Source organism: Virgibacillus sp. CM-4, from assembly GCF_000445495.1.
Taxonomy (GTDB): domain Bacteria; phylum Bacillota; class Bacilli; order Bacillales; family Amphibacillaceae; genus Virgibacillus; species Virgibacillus salexigens.
Genome location: NZ_AUQA01000006.1, coordinates 1,097,327 through 1,114,437, shown reverse-complemented (window position 1 = coordinate 1,114,437; position 17,111 = coordinate 1,097,327). Strand labels below are relative to the sequence as shown.

Here is a 17,111-nt window from a genome sequence, read left to right as displayed (position 1 = left end):
CATGGCCTTGGTTTTGTACTACTAATCTTAGTATGTTTGGGGTGATTATTTAGAAGTCTCACAATCCACTGCGACTAGGAAATACTTCTTTTTTATTTACGATGGATTATAAATTGTGCCCATAAAAAGTATGCTATTTGTTTCATGATCTGTAATAGTAAAGAAGAATGGTCGATTTACTTCCATATGAAATGGAGGATCTATTGGGGCCGAAGTCGTTTCCATTCCGATAGAAGTAGCACCAGCCGCCTCTGTACCCTGTTCAGTTACTTCTATATATGTTTTCTGTTTAATATCACTAATCCAGAGTTGGTTATTTTCTTGAATCATCTTCTGGAAGTTTGCGTTTTGCTTGTCGAAAGCCTCTGTCATTCCAAGTTGTTGTAGAGCATCATTTAATGTGGTTTCATATTCGATTTGAAATTTTGGCAACTGCACCGTTCCTTCTTCTTCTTGGAATTGTGACTGCCATTGCTGCCAAATGTCACTGGTTAGCTTTGTTTTTAGTTCAGACAGACTGGTATTCTTTTTAGGAAGGAAAATATTCATGCTCATCTTTTTTTCTTCACTATAAGGAAGGGATACAGCTTGCACATATTTATTCTCTAGATAGTTTAGTTTTTCTTTTAGCAGCATCATAGGCACTTGTTTGGTATCTCCATTTTCAAGATGAAAGTTCCTGTTTGTTGTTTGCGCTTCATTAAACGCATAGGTCCATTGTCCATTAAAATAAATAGCGTTGATGAGCATCGTTACTAAGTTAGGATCCAAAGGGCTGTCTGTAATTTCAGTAATCTTGTTATTCGTCGATTTCTTTATCCAGTCATTCATCTTTTGAGCTGCGTCTGGATTGTTGATGTCAATTTCCTCAATCTCCGCATTAAAGTAATCGGTATTTTTGTCCGTGAAGGCTTCCTGAAAATGAAATTGGTCATTCAGCCAAATTGAGTTTCCAATCTGCAATTGAATTCCCTCTGGTTGCTCCATAAGTGAAGATAGCAAGGAAGCATTCGCTCGATTTAAGTCCGTCGAACGTTTATTTTCTAGATGTAGAATTTGAGAAATTTCATCTTTGGTTGTTTCTTCCGCACCATTATAAACCATAGATAGTGCGATAAATAGACTAGTAGGAGAGAATAAGGTGTTTCCTTTGTCATTTGGCTTCACCCTATTCAATAATTGAAAGCCTAGTTGGTTATTAGCGGAAGTGATTTTTTTGTAATCTTGTTTGTCAAAACTAGCATTGATTACCGAATCGGTTCCTGTTTTACTCGTACCACATCCACTTATATAAAAAATTAGTGCTGCCAAAAATACAAGTATCACGTATTTTTTTGACATGTTTATCACCACCCTTACTCATTAGTCCGTATGCTATAGGAAAATGTTACATTGTGTTTCGTGTTTAATTAATAAATTTAGTCCATGATGTTGTTTGAAATATCCATTATTTAGAAAAGGATATATCTGTAAATTAGTCTTTCCCAGATGATGTAAAAGGTATACAAACGAATAAAAGGCGGGGTACATCGTAAAGTAATTTGGTCGCATACATCCGAATGATATAGTCTCTTTTTAATAAAAATTAGCTTGGAACTTCTTCTTCCAACGCTGCTGTTTGAAATAATTCAATAAAGTTTCGTGTGCTTTTTGAAAGATACCTTTCTTTAAGCCAAATAAGGGATGATTTAGAGATAATTGTATTATCTTCAATCGTTAATGTTCTTACCCCGCGTAATGGATGGCCAGATAGAGTCGATTCAGGGACAATTGTTGCTCCAACCTCCTCACTGACTAACTGAAGAATCATATCTACGTCAGGACATTCACAAACAATGGTGGGAGATAGCCCGAAGTTCTCGAATTGATCAAGTATTAGTTCATATTGTCCTATACCGCTTATACGATGTAATAATAACAATGGGAAGGCATTTAATTGTTCCATTGTAGTTGATGTTATAGATGGATTACACCATTCTTCAGGCAAAACTGCGACATATTTTTCTTCAGGAAGAGCAAGAGAATCGAATGCATGCATTTCTAGCGGTAATCGAATAATGGCAAGATCAATATCTCGATTATGAAGCTGTTCCGCAAGCAGATAGGAATCGCCTTCTTTTAAATGAAAACGTATGTGAGGAAATTTTTGTTGGAATCGTTTCATTTGTTTCGGTATTTGTGAAAAACAGGTTTTTACACAACCAATTGAGATCGTCCCCTTAGTTCCTTCTCCAGTTTCTTTTACTTCGGTAATCGTTTCCTCTAATGTATGAAATAATTTGTCTACATGATTATAAAGAACAGTTCCAGCATCGGTTAACTCCATTTTCCTTCCATGACGCTCCATTAATTTAACACCTAACTCTTCTTCTAATGATTTGAGGCTTTGACTCAATGGCGGCTGAGCCATATGTAACTTATTGGCAGCTTTCGTAATTTGGCCTTCATTTGCTATTGTCTGAAAGTAACGCAAATGTCTCATTTCCATAGAAGATAAACATCCTTTCTTTCATATAACCATTTATGAAAACGCTTCCTTATAAAGAATTATATATAATTTTATATATAAAGACAATGCGATTATCAAAATAGTATATTTTTTTTATATAGAATACGAATGTAATAGATATTATTAATATAGTTATAACCGTGCTATTATTCAAATAAGCACAAGTATTCAGATAATGGAAAAGGAGGAAAGGTTTGTTCTGATATGACATCGCTTACATTAATATGGTTATAGGAGGAATTAGAATGCCCGCCAAAACAGGACAACAATATATAGATCGATTAAAGCAAGCAAACAATAATGTGTATATTCATGGAGAACGTGTTGATGATGTAACAAAGCACCCAGCATTTAAAAATGCAATTCAGTCAATGGCAAAATTATACGATATCCAATATGAAAAACCAGAAAAAATGCTTTATACTTCACCAACTACTGGAGATAAAGTAGGGAAGACATTTATGGTACCAACTACTATCGATGAATTAATTGAACGACGTGAAGCAATTATGGAGTGGCAAAGTTTTACAAAAGGGTTAATGGGGAGATCTCCTGATTATTTAAATGCTGATGTTATGGCCATGGGGCCAGCAAGTGAATTCTATGCTGAAGGAGACCCTGCGTTTGCCGAAAACGCTAGGAACTATGCTACCTTTGCTAGGGAAAATGATATTAGCTTAACTCATACCCTAATACATCCACAAGTGAACAGGGCAAAAATTCAGGCAGATCAAAAAGATGCCAATGTTGCTCTTCATGTAGTTGAAAAAAATGATCAAGGAGTCATAGTTGATGGGATCCGTCTTTTAGCAACACAAGGTGGTATTACCGATGAAATATTAGTATTTCCATCTACGGTTAAGAAATCAGGGGAGCTGGATGATCCGTATTCATTAGCTTTTGCGATACCGAATAACACCCCAGGGTTAAAGTATTTAAGTCGCGAGTCATTTGAATATGGGGAGAATCGCTATGATCATCCCCTAAGTTCAAGATTTGAAGAAGGAGATACCATTGTTGCATTTGATCATGTACTTGTTCCTTGGGATCGTATTTTTGTTTTAGAAAATTCATCGATATGTAACCGAGCTTTTGCTGAGACAAACGCAGTTGTGCATATGACACATCAGGTGATAACAAAAGATATTGCTAAAACAGAATTCTTGTTAGGGGTGGTTTTGACATTAATGGATTCAATTGGAATTGATGGGTTCCAGCATGTGAAAGATAAAGGAACTGAAATCATGCTTACCTTAGAAACAATGAAATCCCATCTATTTCGAGCAGAGCACAATGCGAAATTGGATAAATGGGGAATGATGACACCAGACTTTCAAGCATTGGATGCTGCGAGAAATTGGTTTCCGCGTATTTATCCGAGAATGGCTGAAATTCTAAGAATTTTAGGAGCATCTGGAATGATGGGAATACCCACGCATGCTGATTTTAATAATAAGGAAATTGGTCCGATTTTACATCGTGCCATGCAGGGGAAAAACGTAGAAGGCTACGAACGTGTCCAAATTTTCCGATTAGCTTGGGATCTAACCATGAGTGCCTTTGGCAGCCGACAAACACATTATGAATATTATTTCTTTGGGGACCCAATTAAGATGGGGATGGCTTACTTTGATAAATATGAGAAAGAAGTTTATAAATCTCAAGTTCGTGATTTCTTAAGTAGTCAACAAATCCAACAAGTGAACATATAAACTGGAGGAACAATGTAATAATTTCTGTCTGAATTCTAGTTCGCACGAAACAATTTTTGTTGTAGACGCTATATTTCTCATTTAGTAAGATAAGCTTAAGATTTAGAATATGGTGTGGAGGAGGTAAGTAGATTGAAAGTCATTCGTATAGATCCATTTATCAAGGTAACGAATTTTCAGGATCATGTGATGGCGATAGGGTTTTTTGATGGTATTCATTTAGGGCATCAGCAATTATTACGCCATGCAAAAAACATAGCTGAACAGCAAAATCTGTTGTTTACCGCAATGACATTCGATCCGCATCCAGATGAGGTAATCAACAATGAGAAAGCACGGAACTATTTGACGCCGCTTTCAGAAAAAATTGACAAGATGGAAAAGATGGGTGTAGATGCTCTATTTGTTATACATTTTGATCGTACATTTGCTTCTCTTTCTCCAGCAGATTATATTCAAAACTATATTCTTGAGCTAAATACGAGGCATGTTGTGGTTGGTTTTGATTTTAGGTTTGGTCATAAAGCACAAGGGAATACACAGGTTTTGGCACAGGCTGCAAAACAGAGTGATTTTGGTTTGAGTGTGATACCTAAGAAAATGTACGACAATAAGAAAATTAGTTCAACATTAATTAGGGAATGCATTCAAGCAGGAAGAGTAGAAGTCATTCCATTTTATCTCGGCGCTAATTATCAAATAAAGGCTGTTATTTCCAATACACATACAATTGGTATCTTTCAACTCGATCCAATAGAAAATTTCATCTTTCCTAAAGAAGGAAGCTATAACATTTTACTAATGGTAGATGCCAGGTCTATTCCAGCAGTATTACAATGTGATCGGGGTAAATGGATGTTGATGGTTAGAGAAAGGATAACGAACCACCAGCAAACAGTCACCATCGAATTTCTAAGCCAGGCGATGGTTAAAAAAACGATGACGATGTAAACCTATAAAGGAGGATGATCATGATGGAAAGTAGAACTTTTCGTAATGCAATGGGTCGATTTGCCACGGGAGTTACAGTGATCACTACAAAATCAGGAGAAGATCATCATGGGATGACAGCAAATGCATTTATGTCCGTTTCGTTGGACCCAAAATTGATTACAGTTTCCATTGATAACCGAGCAAACATGCTTCATAAAATTAATCAATCTGGCAAATTTGCTGTTAGTTTCCTTTCTGATAAGCAGCAGGATATCTCGATGCATTTTGCAGGTCAGGCAAATTCAGGTGAAGAAATTCAATTTGATTATATCCAGCAAATTCCAGTCATTCAAAACGCTCTTGCTTCAGTCGTATGTGATTTAGATCGCAGCGTTGAAGTTGGAGATCATACCTTGTTTATTGGTAAGGTGGTTGATATCAATTTAACAGATGGCAATCCGTTAACATTCTTTGGTGGGAAATATGGAAAACATGAACCTGTAGAGTATGTGTAGCTACTTATCATAAATATTATATATGATTTAATATATTATTCATAAAAGGAGTGAATTCATATGGCTAACCAATTAGCGGATGAACATATAGAAATGAAACAGCAAACAAAAGATATCAAGCTGTATATTAATGGAGAATTCGTTGATGCAGCAAGCAAGCATACATTTGAAAATATCAGTCCTTATACCAATGAGACCATTAATCACGTTGCCTCAGGAGATAATGAGGATATTAAAAAAGCTGTCCAGGCAGCAAGAGCAGCGTTTAAAGGAGAATGGGGGAAACTAAAAGTAAAAGATCGACTTGCATATGTTTATAAAATTGCTGACCTCATTGATGATCATATCGATGAAATTGCCCCTTTAGAATCATTTGATACCGGTTTGCCAATAGCACAAACGAAGAAGATGGTGAGTAGAGCAGCCTATAATTTCCGTTTTTATGCTGAAATGGTCTCTACACGTATGGTGGGAGAAGCATATCAAGTAGATGATGAATTTTTAAATTATACCATTCATAAACCAGTTGGTATTGCTGGATTAATTACTCCATGGAATGCACCATTTATGTTAGAAACTTGGAAAATAGCACCTGCGCTGGCTACTGGAAATACGGTTGTCTTAAAACCAGCAGAGTGGTCTCCGCTAACCGCAAATCGATTAGCAGAGATTATTGACAAAGCAGGACTTCCAGACGGTGTATTCAATGTCGTTCATGGCTACGGAGAAACCGCAGGTGCTTCACTTGTGGCGCATCCTGATGTTGAGTTGATTTCATTTACTGGTGAGACCACCACTGGCTCAGAAATTCTTAAAAATGGTGCGGATGCTTTGAAGCGTTTTTCCATGGAATTAGGTGGAAAATCACCGATTATTGTTTTTGATGATGCTGATTTTGAACGTGCACTTGATGCATGTACATGGGGAATATTCTCGTTTAATGGAGAGCGGTGTACGGCGAATTCGCGTTTGTATGTGCATGAACATATTGCAGAGAAATTTATTGATAGATTAAAACAACGTATTAACAAAATTAAAGTAGGTGACCCATTGAAAGCTGATACACAAGTGGGCCCACTTATTCATAAAAATCATTACGATAATGTCAAAGATTATCTTGAAATTGCAAAAGCCGAAGGCTGCGAAGTAATTAGCGGAAATATTCCAGATGGTAAAGGGAATTACATTGCACCAACCCTTATCCTAAATGCAACAAATCAAATGCGTGTGGTACAAGAAGAAATATTTGGACCAGTTATTGCTGCAATGACTTTTACAGATGAACAAGAAGTAATTGAATTAGCTAACGACGTTCGCTATGGCTTAGCCGGGTATGTTTGGACGCAGGATATACAACGGGGACATCGTGTCGCTCAAGCAATTGATTCTGGCATGTTATGGGTGAATGCACAGAATGTTCGTGATTTAAGAACTCCATTTGGAGGGTCTAAGCATAGTGGAATTGGCCGTGAAGGGGGACATTATGCCTTTGAATTCTATACAGAAACGCAAATTATCCATGTTGCCTTAAAGGATCATCATATTCCGCAGTTCGGAAAGTAATTATTGTAATTCATTGATACCATTTTATATGGAGAGGAGAATACCAGCATGATGTTTGATATTATTCGTTCCGGACGTGCTATCTTGCATGTAACAGACCTAGAACAGTCTAAAAGTTTTTATGAAGCACTCGGGTTTATTGAGTCAGAAGCAGATGAGGAGAATATTTTTTTCCGAGGGCTGGAAGAACATAACCACCATAGTCTTTGGTTAAAAAAGAAACCAGAACCTGCTGTAGAGGCAATAAGTTACAAAGTTATTTCTGAGCAGGACCTTGATGAACTTGAGAAGTTTTTTATTAGCCAAGGAAATGATATCAAATGGTTGGAAAAGGGGACTCAACGATCAGTTGGGCGAGCTTTACGAGTTCAAGATATTTCGGGGTTGCCGTTAGAATTTTACGCTGAAATGGAAACTGTTGATCGCCTATTGCAGCGTTATGATTTATACAAGGGTGCAAAAGTTCAACGAATTGATCACTTCAATTGTATGGTTCCAAATGTAGAGCGAGCTTATGATTATTATATTAAACACTTAGGATTTGCATGTTCAGAATATACGGTTGGTGAAGAAGAGAAAGTGTGGGCTGCCTGGCTCCACCGTAAGCCATCTGTTCATGATGTAGCATTTATGAATGGGATCGGCCCGAGACTTCATCATGTCGGTTTTTGGCTAAAAGATCCAATGAGTCTAATCGATGGCTGTGATGTGCTTGCTGCTTTAGGTTACGGACCGAACATTGAACGCGGTCCAGGACGTCATGGTTTATCAAATGCTTTTTTCTTATACTTACGAGATCCAGATGGTCACCGGATTGAATTGTACAATGGGGACTATTTAACGAGTGATCCTGACTTCAAACCAATCAAATGGGATTTAGATGATCCAATGCGCCAAACGTTCTGGGGACATGAAGCACCAGATAGTTGGTTCGATGAAGCATCTGAAGTATTAGATATACAAACAGGAAGAAAATTGCCGCAGCATGAACCAAAATTAAAGAAAAGAAAACCGCAATTTGTGATATAAATTTAATACAATTCAGTTATTGAAAAGAAAGGATGGTCCAAATGAATAAGCAATATGATGAAATTAAACAACGATTAAGAGGTTCTGTGACACCAGTTATTACACCGTTCCAAGCTGATTTTTCTATCGATTATGAGAAACAATCCGAACTGATAGAATACCAGTTAGAGAATGGCACTCACGCGATTTCAGTTACGGGAACATCTGGTGAACCAAGTTCATTGACTGTTGAAGAACGTGTCAAAGTTATGGAAAATGCGAAAAAAACAATAAATGGTAGAGTACCCTTTGCACCGGGTACAGGTTCGACAAATCATGATGAAACAATGTATTTAACAAGGAAGGCACAAGAAATCGGTGCAGATGCAGCGATGGTGATCGTTCCGTATTACAATAAACCAAATCAGCAAGCGTTGTATAAACATTTCAAGAAGGTTGCAGATTCTGTAGATATACCAATCATTGTATATAATATTCCAGGGCGTACAGCATTAAATATGGAAGTTGAGACATTGGCTAGATTAAACGAAGATTGTCCAAATGTTGTAGGAGTAAAAGAATCAAATAAGGATTTTGAACATGTGAATCGAGTGATGCTTCACTGTGGAAGAGACTTTTTATTGTATTCTGGTATTGAATTACTTTGTTATCCCATGTTGACAATAGGTGGGGCTGGGTCCATTAGTGCAACAGCGAATGTAGAACCTGCGAAGGTGGCTGAAATGCATGATGCATGGAAAAATGGGGATGTGAAGCGTGCTCAGGATCTGCATTTTGAATTAATGAAACTAAATGATGTCTTGTTTAAAGACACGAACCCCGCACCAGTAAAGGCAGCGTTGGGAATGATGGGCAAAATTGAGCCAGTATTACGTCTGCCAATGGATTTACCATCGGATTCATTACAAGAAGAAATACGTAAAACTTTGTTAGAATACGGTAAATTAGTGCAACATGCTTAAAATAAGGGGGAGATGCCGCATAATAACTACGTTGACTTGGCTAACATCCAATAACGAAACAATGGTGGCTCATTTTGGGTGTCTCCCCAAGCCTATTGCTTCCTTTAAATCCGCGTTGATAGGAGAATGTAAACTTTCTTTTTCCGTACAATCGCAGTCCTTAAGCAATATCCCTTTGTGGCAAGGTTGTCATCTCGGGTATTGCTTAAGTTGTTTCCTAGATCTGATCTAATTAAGAAGGGATGATGTTTGTGCAAACCGTTTATTTAAAGCAGTCCGGCGTACATCCGTTTAAAGAAGCGAGGGTAGACTTAGAAAATGACACCATTGTAATTGCGGGAAAAACATATGTCAAAAAGGATATCTCCTACGACATTCCTGTCAATGGAACGGTTTATGGTACGCTATTAAACTATCGCGGCGCTTATCAGAAATTAGAAAAATCCATGTATGAGCCGCCGTACCAAGCACCTCCAAAGGCACCAATTTTATATATCAAGCCTGTAAATACGTTTGCTTCAGCTGGTTCAACCATTGCACTTCCAGAGGGTGTATTCGAATTAGAAATAGGTGCTGCATTAGGGGTTGTTATTGGTAGAACCGCAACAAAAGTAACTACATCAGAAGCTCTATCTTATGTTGAAGGATATACGATTGTGAATGATGTTAGTATTCCTCATGATAGCGTCTATCGTCCAGCAATTAAAGAAAAAGCTCGTGACGGGTTTTGTCCAATTGGTCCCTGGATAGTAGCATGTGATTCTATTAATAATCCTAATGACTTGCAACTTCGCGTAAAAATTAATGGGGAATTGAAACAAGAAAACACGACAAAGAACCTTATTCGATCTGTCGAAGAACTTATTGCTGATGTGACAGCATTTATGACGTTAACAAAAGGGGATGTATTATTAGTAGGCGTACCTGAAAATGCACCATTAGCTAGAGAAGATGATATGGTACAAATTGAAATCGACAAAATAGGGACTTTAGAAAATCAGGTAATTTCTGAAAAAGCATTTATAGGAGGGAGAATATGAAGCATGCTCGAATTGCTTACCAAGGTCTAGCTCAAGAAGCAATTGTGACAGAAGCTGGTATTCAACTCAATGATGGCAGGTTTGTGAACAAAGATGAGGTTGTATGGCTGCCGCCTGTTGAACCAAAGACAATTTTTACACTGGGTTTGAATTATGCTGATCATGCGAAAGAGTTATCTTTTTCAGCAACTCAAAAAGAACCACTTATTTTCTTCAAAGGACCAAATACGCTTATTGGTCACAATGCTCAAACGATGCGCCCAAGTGATGTAACTTTTATGCATTATGAATGTGAATTAGCAGTCATTATTGCGCGCGAAGCAAATCAAGTAAGCAAAGAAGCCGCGTACGATTATGTTAAAGGCTACACGATTGCAAATGACTATGCATTACGTGATTACTTAGAGAATTACTATCGACCAAACTTAAGAGTGAAAAATCGTGATGGTTGTACGCCAATCGGCCCGTGGTTTGTTGATAAAGAGGATGTGAAGGATCCCATGAATCTGACCTTACGTACATATGTCAATGGAAAGAAAACACAGGAAGGGACGACTGCTGATATGCTTTTGGGAATTCCAGAGCTAATCGAATTCTTAAGTGGATTTATGACCTTACATCCTGGGGATATTATTCTTACTGGAACACCGAAAGGTTCTGTGGATACGAAAATAGGCGACGAAGTGGTAACAGAGATAGAGGGGATTGGGCGTCTTGTTAATACGATCGTAGGAGAGAATACATTCCAAACGAATTGACGAAAGGAGGAGCATACGTGCCGCATTTAATCATTGAATATACGAATAATCTTAAAGAAGAAGCAGATATCCCTAAATTACTACGAACAGTAAATAACACATTATTGGAACATCAAGATATTATTCCAATTGGTGGATTACGCTCTAGAGCCATTGAATTGTCAGATTATCTTGTAGCGGATGGCACCGAAGATGATGCTTTTGTTCATGTGACATTAAAACTAGGTAAAGGAAGGTCGGAGGAAGAAAAACAAGATTTATGTGATAACTTATTTAAGGCGATCGAACAGCATTTTTCAATAATCTATCAAAATCGTTATCTTGCATTGTCTATGGAACTCTATGAATTTACATCACCTACGTATAAACGGAATAATATTCATCCGCGTTATAAAGAATAGTATAAAATGATATAGTCGCTGTTACTATGGTTTAGCATCCAGAGACGGAAAGATAACGTAATAGAATAAGGAAATAACATGCTTTGACATCATATATGATATAGTATATGATTAATCCACTATGGAAAATAAAACGATTACTAAAAAACAAAAAGCTTATGATTACATGAAATCGCGAATTATTGAAGGGCACTATGCACCTGGACAACGAATTGTAATTAATCAATTAGTTAAAGAATTATCGACGAGTGCAATACCAATACGTGAAGCCGTACGCCAGTTAGAAGCAGAAGGTTTAATTGATTATCAAAATAATATTGGTCCGGTAGTTACTCCGATTGATAAAAGTGAGTATTTAGATACGATTTCTGTATTAGCAGTTATGGAAGGGTATGCAACAGCATTAAGCAGCCAACATGAATTTTCACAAGTGAAAATCATAGAGCTGACAACTAAAAATCAACAAATGAAGGAGGCAATTGAAGCATTTGATCTACAATCTTTTGGTCAACTGAATCGGGAGTTCCATGAATTAATCTATTCCCAATGTGAAAACACTTTTTTGGTTGAGGAGATTCGGAAATCTTGGAGAAAATTAGATTCGATTCGAAGAACGGGTTCTGCATTCCATCCTAAACGAGCATTTGCTTCGATTCAAGAGCATCAACAACTCATTGACTTACTTAGTAAAAATGCTGATTTTGAATTGATTGAGAAGGCAGCACGTACACATAAATTAAATACAAAGGAAGCATTTAACAATCAAAATACCCAAATTCGTAGCGAAGGATTTAAATAGCTAGGAAACGACTGTTGTATCCTTATATCAAGGATTGGAAATCCAGCTTTTCTAGAGCTGCCATTGAGGACAGCTCTTTTCTTTTTATGAAAGCGTTATCGATAAGGGGTGAGGGAGCATATTGATAAGATAAATACTGAGAGAAAGCTTGATTTTGCAAATTTACCGAGTTTTCAAGATTTGACGGATAAGGAGGGAAGGATCTATTTAAACGGGGAACGAATTATTTTAACTTCTTCCTCTGTGTTTGGCATTTTACGGAAAGATTTAAAAGAAAATATCTCTGAGCAGCGTATGAAAGGTTTTCTGATTCGGTATGGATGGAACCTAGGGAAATTAGATGCACAAAGGGTATTAAAACAAAGGTTATCTTCTATAGAACAAATTTTGAGGCAAGGTCCGGTACTACATATGATACGTGGATATACAAAAGTGCAGCGAACCAATTTAAATATTGATTACGATCCATCAGGAAAGATAAATGCTGTCCATGTTGAAGGAATATGGACGGGTTCATATGAAGCAGAAGAGCATCTAAGACAATTTGGTGTCACAAATGAATTTATTTGTCATACCCTTGTTGGTTACGCTAGTGGTTATTATTCAGAGATTTGCAGGAGAAAGGTCATTTTTAAAGAAACGAGTTGTAAAGCTGCAGGGTCAAGTTATTGCTATTATGTAGGAAAAACAATTCCGGAGTGGAAAGATGACATTGTAGAGGAATTAAAATACTACGAAGACAATCCAATTGTCGAGGAACTGGCGATCACCTATGAGAAACTATTAGAAGAACGCAATAATCTGGCGAAGACGTTTATTGTTCATCAACAATTAACGGAAAAATTAGTAGAGGGCGAAGATATACCGTCCATTGCAGAATTAGTCCATCAGAAAACCCAATTACCAATTATGATTGATAATACGAAGCACAATCTGATTGCGCATGCTGGATTTGGTTTGATAAATTCGCTTCAACATTATCAAACTTTTTTGGAGGCTTTACAACAAGAAGAAGCGCAAGATTGGTTTAAAATAAGGCGTGTTTCTTATAATGGTTGTCAGTTTTTAACAAGCCCAATAATGCTTAAGAAAAAATATATTGGTTCTTGTACTTTTGTATATGGAGAAAATGAACAGCCTACAAAAGTGGATCAAATGATATTAGAGCGTACAGCAACGGTTTGCTCTTTATATATGTTAAATGAAAAGACTACATTTGAAGCAATGGAACGAATGAAGGGTCATTTTTTAGATCAAATTATTGACGGGAGCATCGCATCCAAAAAAGAAATGATTAAACGAGGCAGTTATCTGCAAGTTGATTTGGACCAAAACTATTTTATAGTGGCAATTAATTACGAACACACGAAGAATCATTCAAGGAATGAGTTAGTATTTCATGAGCAAGTGATGGAACATGTTTTGAATTACTTTAAGACTCGGTCAAACATGTTAATTGGACAGCGTTCTTCCACAATTATTTTATTAATACAAATACAGTCGTCTGCTAGTGAAGTATGCACCCTATGTTCACATCTGAAGGATAATTTACATGAACATTTTTCTAATCGCATGTTTACATTCGGAATAAGTACAATAGGTCTGGATGTAAAGTTAGCAAACGATCATTATCATGAAGCATTAACAGCCTTATCAATGGCTACTCGATCGAAATCGGTTATGTTATTTGAAGATCTAAGTGTTGTTGGAATGCTAATCCATTCAAAAAACAAGGATGCGATTAAACAAAAAGCGAAACATTTACTTGGTCCATTATATCAAGATAAAGACAGGTATAAGGAACTATTAAAAACGTTATATGTATTTTTATCGTATGGCGGCAATTTAGAGAAATCAATGAAAGAACTGGCTTTATCTATGAGCGGATTAAGATATCGTGTTAAACAATTAGAGGAAATACTTGGTGAACAATTAAGAGATCCTGCAGTAAGTCATCAATTATTACTTACATTAGAAGTGTTGCTTGCTAAAAGCGAATTATCATTTGAATAAAACAATGATTGTCAGTTAGCAGATTATTCACCAACAACCATTGTCGTAGCTGGAACAAATACGATTTGCTATCCTAAATCTACAAGAAAATTACTTGAAAATTCGATAAACGAGCATTTCAAAAATTGGAGGTAGTATCATATGATGGATGGCAAGCAATATTTAGATAGTTTGAAAGATGGTCGTGCTATTTATTTAAATGGAGAGAAGGTAGACGATGTAACTACACACCCGGCCTATCGAAATGCAGCTCGATCAATTGCAAAACTGTATGACGCATTACATGATCCGGCAAAGGAAGCTATTCTGACGACAAAATCTGAATTTGGGTTCCGTACACATAAATTTTTTAAAGCTTCTACTAGTTCTGAAGAATTGCTAGGGGCAAGGGATGCAATGGCGGAATGGACAAAATTAAGTTATGGCTTCATGGGGAGAACCCCAGATTATAAGGCAGCGTTTACCGCATCATTGGGTCCATATGCTTGTTTTTATAAAGGTTTTGAGGATAATGCAAGAAGATGGTATAAAAAAGCTCAGCAAGAAATTCCATTTTGTAATCATACTATAGTTAATCCACAACTGGATCGGGATCAACCACTTCACAAGAATAAGGAGGTATTTGTTCGTGCAGTAGAAGAGCGGGATGATGGTGTTATTGTTAGCGGCGCCAAAATGGTTGGAACGTCAGCAGCATTAACGCATTATAATTTTGTGGCTAATTATTCTCCTCAAGATTTAGGGGAAGGGGATAAGAGTCACGCATTAATCTTTTTTGTACCAATGAATGCACCGGGGTTAAAAGTGATTAGTCGCCAATCCTATGAGGAAACGGCAGCAATAATGGGGACACCTTTTGACTATCCTTTATCTAGCAGGTTTGATGAAAATGATGCAGTAATTGTGCTGGATAATGTATTTATACCATGGGAAGACGTACTAACATATAACAATGTTGACATTGCGAATGGATTCCGACCTAAAACTGGATGGCTCAATCGTTATACTTTTCAAGGATGTACACGCTTCGCGGTAAAATTGGATTTCATGGTAGGGTTACTTTTGAAGGCGACTGAAATGGCAGGTACAAATAAGTTTAGAGGCGTTCAAGCGAATATAGGTGAAGTTATCTCTTATCGTAATATGTTCTGGGCGATTTCGGAAGCTATGGCAGCAAATCCCGAAACTGGTCCAAATGGGGTGGTCTTACCTAATGCTACTTATGCAACAGCTTACCGGACATTCGCTCCTAGTGTTTGGCCAAAGATTAAGCAAATATTTGAGCAAGTAGTAGCTGGAGGGCTGATCCAGCTTCCTTCCAGTGCAAAAGATTTCCAAAACCTGGAATTACGTCCGTATCTCGACCATTATTATAAAGGTTCTGGTGGAGTAAGTGCTGAGGAACGTGTTAAGGTCTTGAAATTAATATGGGATGCAATTGGTACTGAATTTGGAGGCAGGAATGAACTATATGAAATTAATTATGCTGGTAATCATGAAGGTATTCGCTTAGATGCGTTGAAAATGGCTGATAATTCAGGACAGACAGCTAAATATAAAGCATTTGTAGAACAAGCATTAAGTGATTATGATCTTACAGGCTGGACATCGGATACATGGATTAATCCGGACAAACATCAAGAAAAAGTGTTTAACTAGATGCAGCACAAAAAAAGCACTTATATCCTGTTTATAGGTGCTTTTTTCTTTAAATAACAACATTAAGCTATGATTAATTGACATCATATATGAAATCATATATAATTTTATAATAAATGTAAGCGTTAACATATGGTGGATTACTACACTCCATTCCTTAGGGGGAGAAAATATGTATCGAAAGATGATGAGTTGTTTAATTAGTGTACTTCTCTTAGTTGTCCTTTCTGCTTGTTCTAGAGGTATAGCCTCTACTGGTTCTTCACATAATTTAATTATTTCTCACTTCTTACCGGGGAATCATCCGATTCAAACACAAGTATTCCAACAGATTGGGAATGATTGGAAGCAGAAGTCAAATGGGGAGATTACGTTTGAACTGTATCCATCCAATGCTCTAGGTAATGCCGGTTCACAGTATGATATGGCTGTTACAGGGGAGGCAGATATTGCATTAAGTGTACATGGGTATTCTCCTGGGAGATTTCCATTAGTCTCTGTTATGGAGTTACCATTTCTTGCAGAATCAGCTGCGCATGGTTCAGAAGTCATAGCCAATCTATATGAAGAATTTCCAAGTATACAGGCAGAACATGATGATACGATACCGTTATATTTATTTACTGCTGAACCTGCCCAGTTAATTATGAAAGACCATCAAATTGAATCACCAGACGATTTAAAAGGATTACGTGTTCGCTCTCCATCACCATTGGCTAATGATATATTGGAGGCTTTAGGAGCCGTACCCATTTCTATGCCGATGGGAGACGTATATGAATCACTGGAAAGAGGGGTTATTGATGGAGCAATGGTGCCTTTGGAAGCGCTTTACAATTATAATTTGCATGAAATAGCATCCTATATTACAATTGGAAACTTTTCAGCTACGCCATTTTTTACTGTTATGAACAAAGATACATATCAGCGTTTCACAGATTCAGAAAAGGAGCTTATTAATGAATCGACAGATATAAATACTGCTATTAAGAGTGGACGTGTTTTTGACGTAGATGGTCAAAAAGGAAGGAAATTAGCAGTTGAAAATGGCGCAAAAGTAATTGAACTTAGTGAACAACAATTAGTGCCATGGAGGCAGGCGCTAAATTCACTTGTACAATCATGGATAGAAGAGATGGAATCGAAAGGGTTACCAGGTGAAAAAATCTATCAGCGGGCGAAAGCATTAAAGGATGAAGTGAAGTAGCGGGAGAGGTG

15 protein-coding genes are annotated in these 17,111 nt (G+C 37.1%); 13 read left to right on the top strand and 2 right to left on the bottom strand.

Features of this window, described 5'->3' with window-relative positions; all coding sequences use genetic code 11:
* Positions 1-96 precede the first annotated feature (96 nt).
* Together M948_RS38825 and M948_RS38820 are read right to left on the bottom strand one after the other, a co-directional pair.
* Positions 97-1,341: a serpin family protein gene (locus M948_RS38825; protein WP_021291963.1), complete on the bottom strand. Its 1,245-nt coding sequence runs from the start codon at positions 1,339-1,341 to the stop codon at positions 97-99.
* 244 nt (positions 1,342-1,585) lie between these two features.
* A complete protein-coding gene (locus M948_RS38820) occupies positions 1,586-2,488 on the bottom strand; it encodes a LysR family transcriptional regulator (protein ID WP_021291962.1) in 903 nt (300 codons plus the stop codon).
* 266 nt (positions 2,489-2,754) lie between these two features.
* Here M948_RS38820 and hpaB point away from each other — a divergent pair, with 266 nt between their 5' ends.
* The 13 genes from hpaB (at position 2,755) to M948_RS38760 (ending at position 17,100) form a co-directional block, all read left to right on the top strand.
* Positions 2,755-4,221: a 4-hydroxyphenylacetate 3-monooxygenase, oxygenase component gene (gene hpaB / locus M948_RS38815; RefSeq protein ID WP_021291961.1), complete on the top strand. Its 1,467-nt coding sequence runs from the start codon at positions 2,755-2,757 to the stop codon at positions 4,219-4,221.
* 132 nt (positions 4,222-4,353) lie between these two features.
* Entirely contained in the window at positions 4,354-5,172 is an 819-nt protein-coding gene (locus M948_RS0122185; protein WP_021291960.1) for an FAD synthetase family protein, read from the top strand.
* Between the two features lie 23 nt (positions 5,173-5,195).
* Complete coding sequence (locus M948_RS38810; protein ID WP_031335678.1) at positions 5,196-5,669, top strand: flavin reductase family protein; 474 nt, start codon at positions 5,196-5,198, stop codon at positions 5,667-5,669.
* A gap of 60 nt (positions 5,670-5,729) precedes the next feature.
* Entirely contained in the window at positions 5,730-7,232 is a 1,503-nt protein-coding gene (gene hpaE / locus M948_RS38805; protein WP_021291958.1) for a 5-carboxymethyl-2-hydroxymuconate semialdehyde dehydrogenase, read from the top strand.
* 48 nt (positions 7,233-7,280) lie between these two features.
* Entirely contained in the window at positions 7,281-8,261 is a 981-nt protein-coding gene (gene hpaD / locus M948_RS38800) for a 3,4-dihydroxyphenylacetate 2,3-dioxygenase (RefSeq protein ID WP_021291957.1), read from the top strand.
* Between the two features lie 41 nt (positions 8,262-8,302).
* The gene (gene hpaI / locus M948_RS38795; protein WP_021291956.1) at positions 8,303-9,223 is read left to right on the top strand and encodes a 2,4-dihydroxyhept-2-ene-1,7-dioic acid aldolase; all 921 of its coding nucleotides are present in this window, start codon (positions 8,303-8,305) and stop codon (positions 9,221-9,223) included.
* Between the two features lie 251 nt (positions 9,224-9,474).
* Positions 9,475-10,263 carry a fumarylacetoacetate hydrolase family protein gene (locus M948_RS38790; protein ID WP_231378694.1) on the top strand — a complete coding sequence of 263 codons (789 nt, stop codon included), beginning with the start codon at positions 9,475-9,477 and terminating at the stop codon, positions 10,261-10,263.
* Entirely contained in the window at positions 10,260-11,021 is a 762-nt protein-coding gene (locus M948_RS38785; protein ID WP_021291954.1) for a fumarylacetoacetate hydrolase family protein, read from the top strand. Before M948_RS38790 ends, M948_RS38785 begins: the two co-directional genes overlap by 4 nt.
* Before the next feature lie 17 nt (positions 11,022-11,038).
* Positions 11,039-11,422: a 5-carboxymethyl-2-hydroxymuconate Delta-isomerase gene (locus M948_RS38780; RefSeq protein WP_021291953.1), complete on the top strand. Its 384-nt coding sequence runs from the start codon at positions 11,039-11,041 to the stop codon at positions 11,420-11,422.
* Between the two features lie 121 nt (positions 11,423-11,543).
* Complete coding sequence (locus tag M948_RS38775; protein ID WP_021291952.1) at positions 11,544-12,221, top strand: GntR family transcriptional regulator; 678 nt, start codon at positions 11,544-11,546, stop codon at positions 12,219-12,221.
* 180 nt (positions 12,222-12,401) lie between these two features.
* The gene (locus M948_RS38770; RefSeq protein ID WP_196806075.1) at positions 12,402-14,234 is read left to right on the top strand and encodes a XylR N-terminal domain-containing protein; all 1,833 of its coding nucleotides are present in this window, start codon (positions 12,402-12,404) and stop codon (positions 14,232-14,234) included.
* A gap of 141 nt (positions 14,235-14,375) precedes the next feature.
* Positions 14,376-15,893, top strand: a complete 1,518-nt coding sequence (locus M948_RS38765; protein WP_021291950.1) for a 4-hydroxyphenylacetate 3-hydroxylase family protein — start codon at positions 14,376-14,378, stop codon at positions 15,891-15,893.
* Positions 15,894-16,065: 172 nt separating this feature from the next.
* Positions 16,066-17,100 carry a TRAP transporter substrate-binding protein gene (locus M948_RS38760; RefSeq protein ID WP_021291949.1) on the top strand — a complete coding sequence of 345 codons (1,035 nt, stop codon included), beginning with the start codon at positions 16,066-16,068 and terminating at the stop codon, positions 17,098-17,100.
* The last annotated feature ends 11 nt before the right edge of the window (positions 17,101-17,111 follow it).

Bases quoted from the DNA above. Each gene is read 5' to 3' on its own strand.
- hpaB (WP_021291961.1), top strand. From the start codon at position 2,755: ATGCCCGCCAAAACAGGACAACAATATATAGATCGATTAAAGCAAGCA.
- M948_RS38765 (WP_021291950.1), top strand. From the start codon at position 14,376: ATGATGGATGGCAAGCAATATTTAGATAGTTTGAAAGATGGTCGTGCT.
- M948_RS38785 (WP_021291954.1), top strand. From the start codon at position 10,260: ATGAAGCATGCTCGAATTGCTTACCAAGGTCTAGCTCAAGAAGCAATT.
- M948_RS38820 (WP_021291962.1), bottom strand. From the start codon at position 2,488: ATGGAAATGAGACATTTGCGTTACTTTCAGACAATAGCAAATGAAGGC.
- M948_RS38760 (WP_021291949.1), top strand. From the start codon at position 16,066: ATGTATCGAAAGATGATGAGTTGTTTAATTAGTGTACTTCTCTTAGTT.
- M948_RS38810 (WP_031335678.1), top strand. From the start codon at position 5,196: ATGGAAAGTAGAACTTTTCGTAATGCAATGGGTCGATTTGCCACGGGA.
- M948_RS38825 (WP_021291963.1), bottom strand. From the start codon at position 1,341: ATGTCAAAAAAATACGTGATACTTGTATTTTTGGCAGCACTAATTTTT.
- hpaE (WP_021291958.1), top strand. From the start codon at position 5,730: ATGGCTAACCAATTAGCGGATGAACATATAGAAATGAAACAGCAAACA.
- hpaD (WP_021291957.1), top strand. From the start codon at position 7,281: ATGATGTTTGATATTATTCGTTCCGGACGTGCTATCTTGCATGTAACA.
- hpaI (WP_021291956.1), top strand. From the start codon at position 8,303: ATGAATAAGCAATATGATGAAATTAAACAACGATTAAGAGGTTCTGTG.
- M948_RS38775 (WP_021291952.1), top strand. From the start codon at position 11,544: ATGGAAAATAAAACGATTACTAAAAAACAAAAAGCTTATGATTACATG.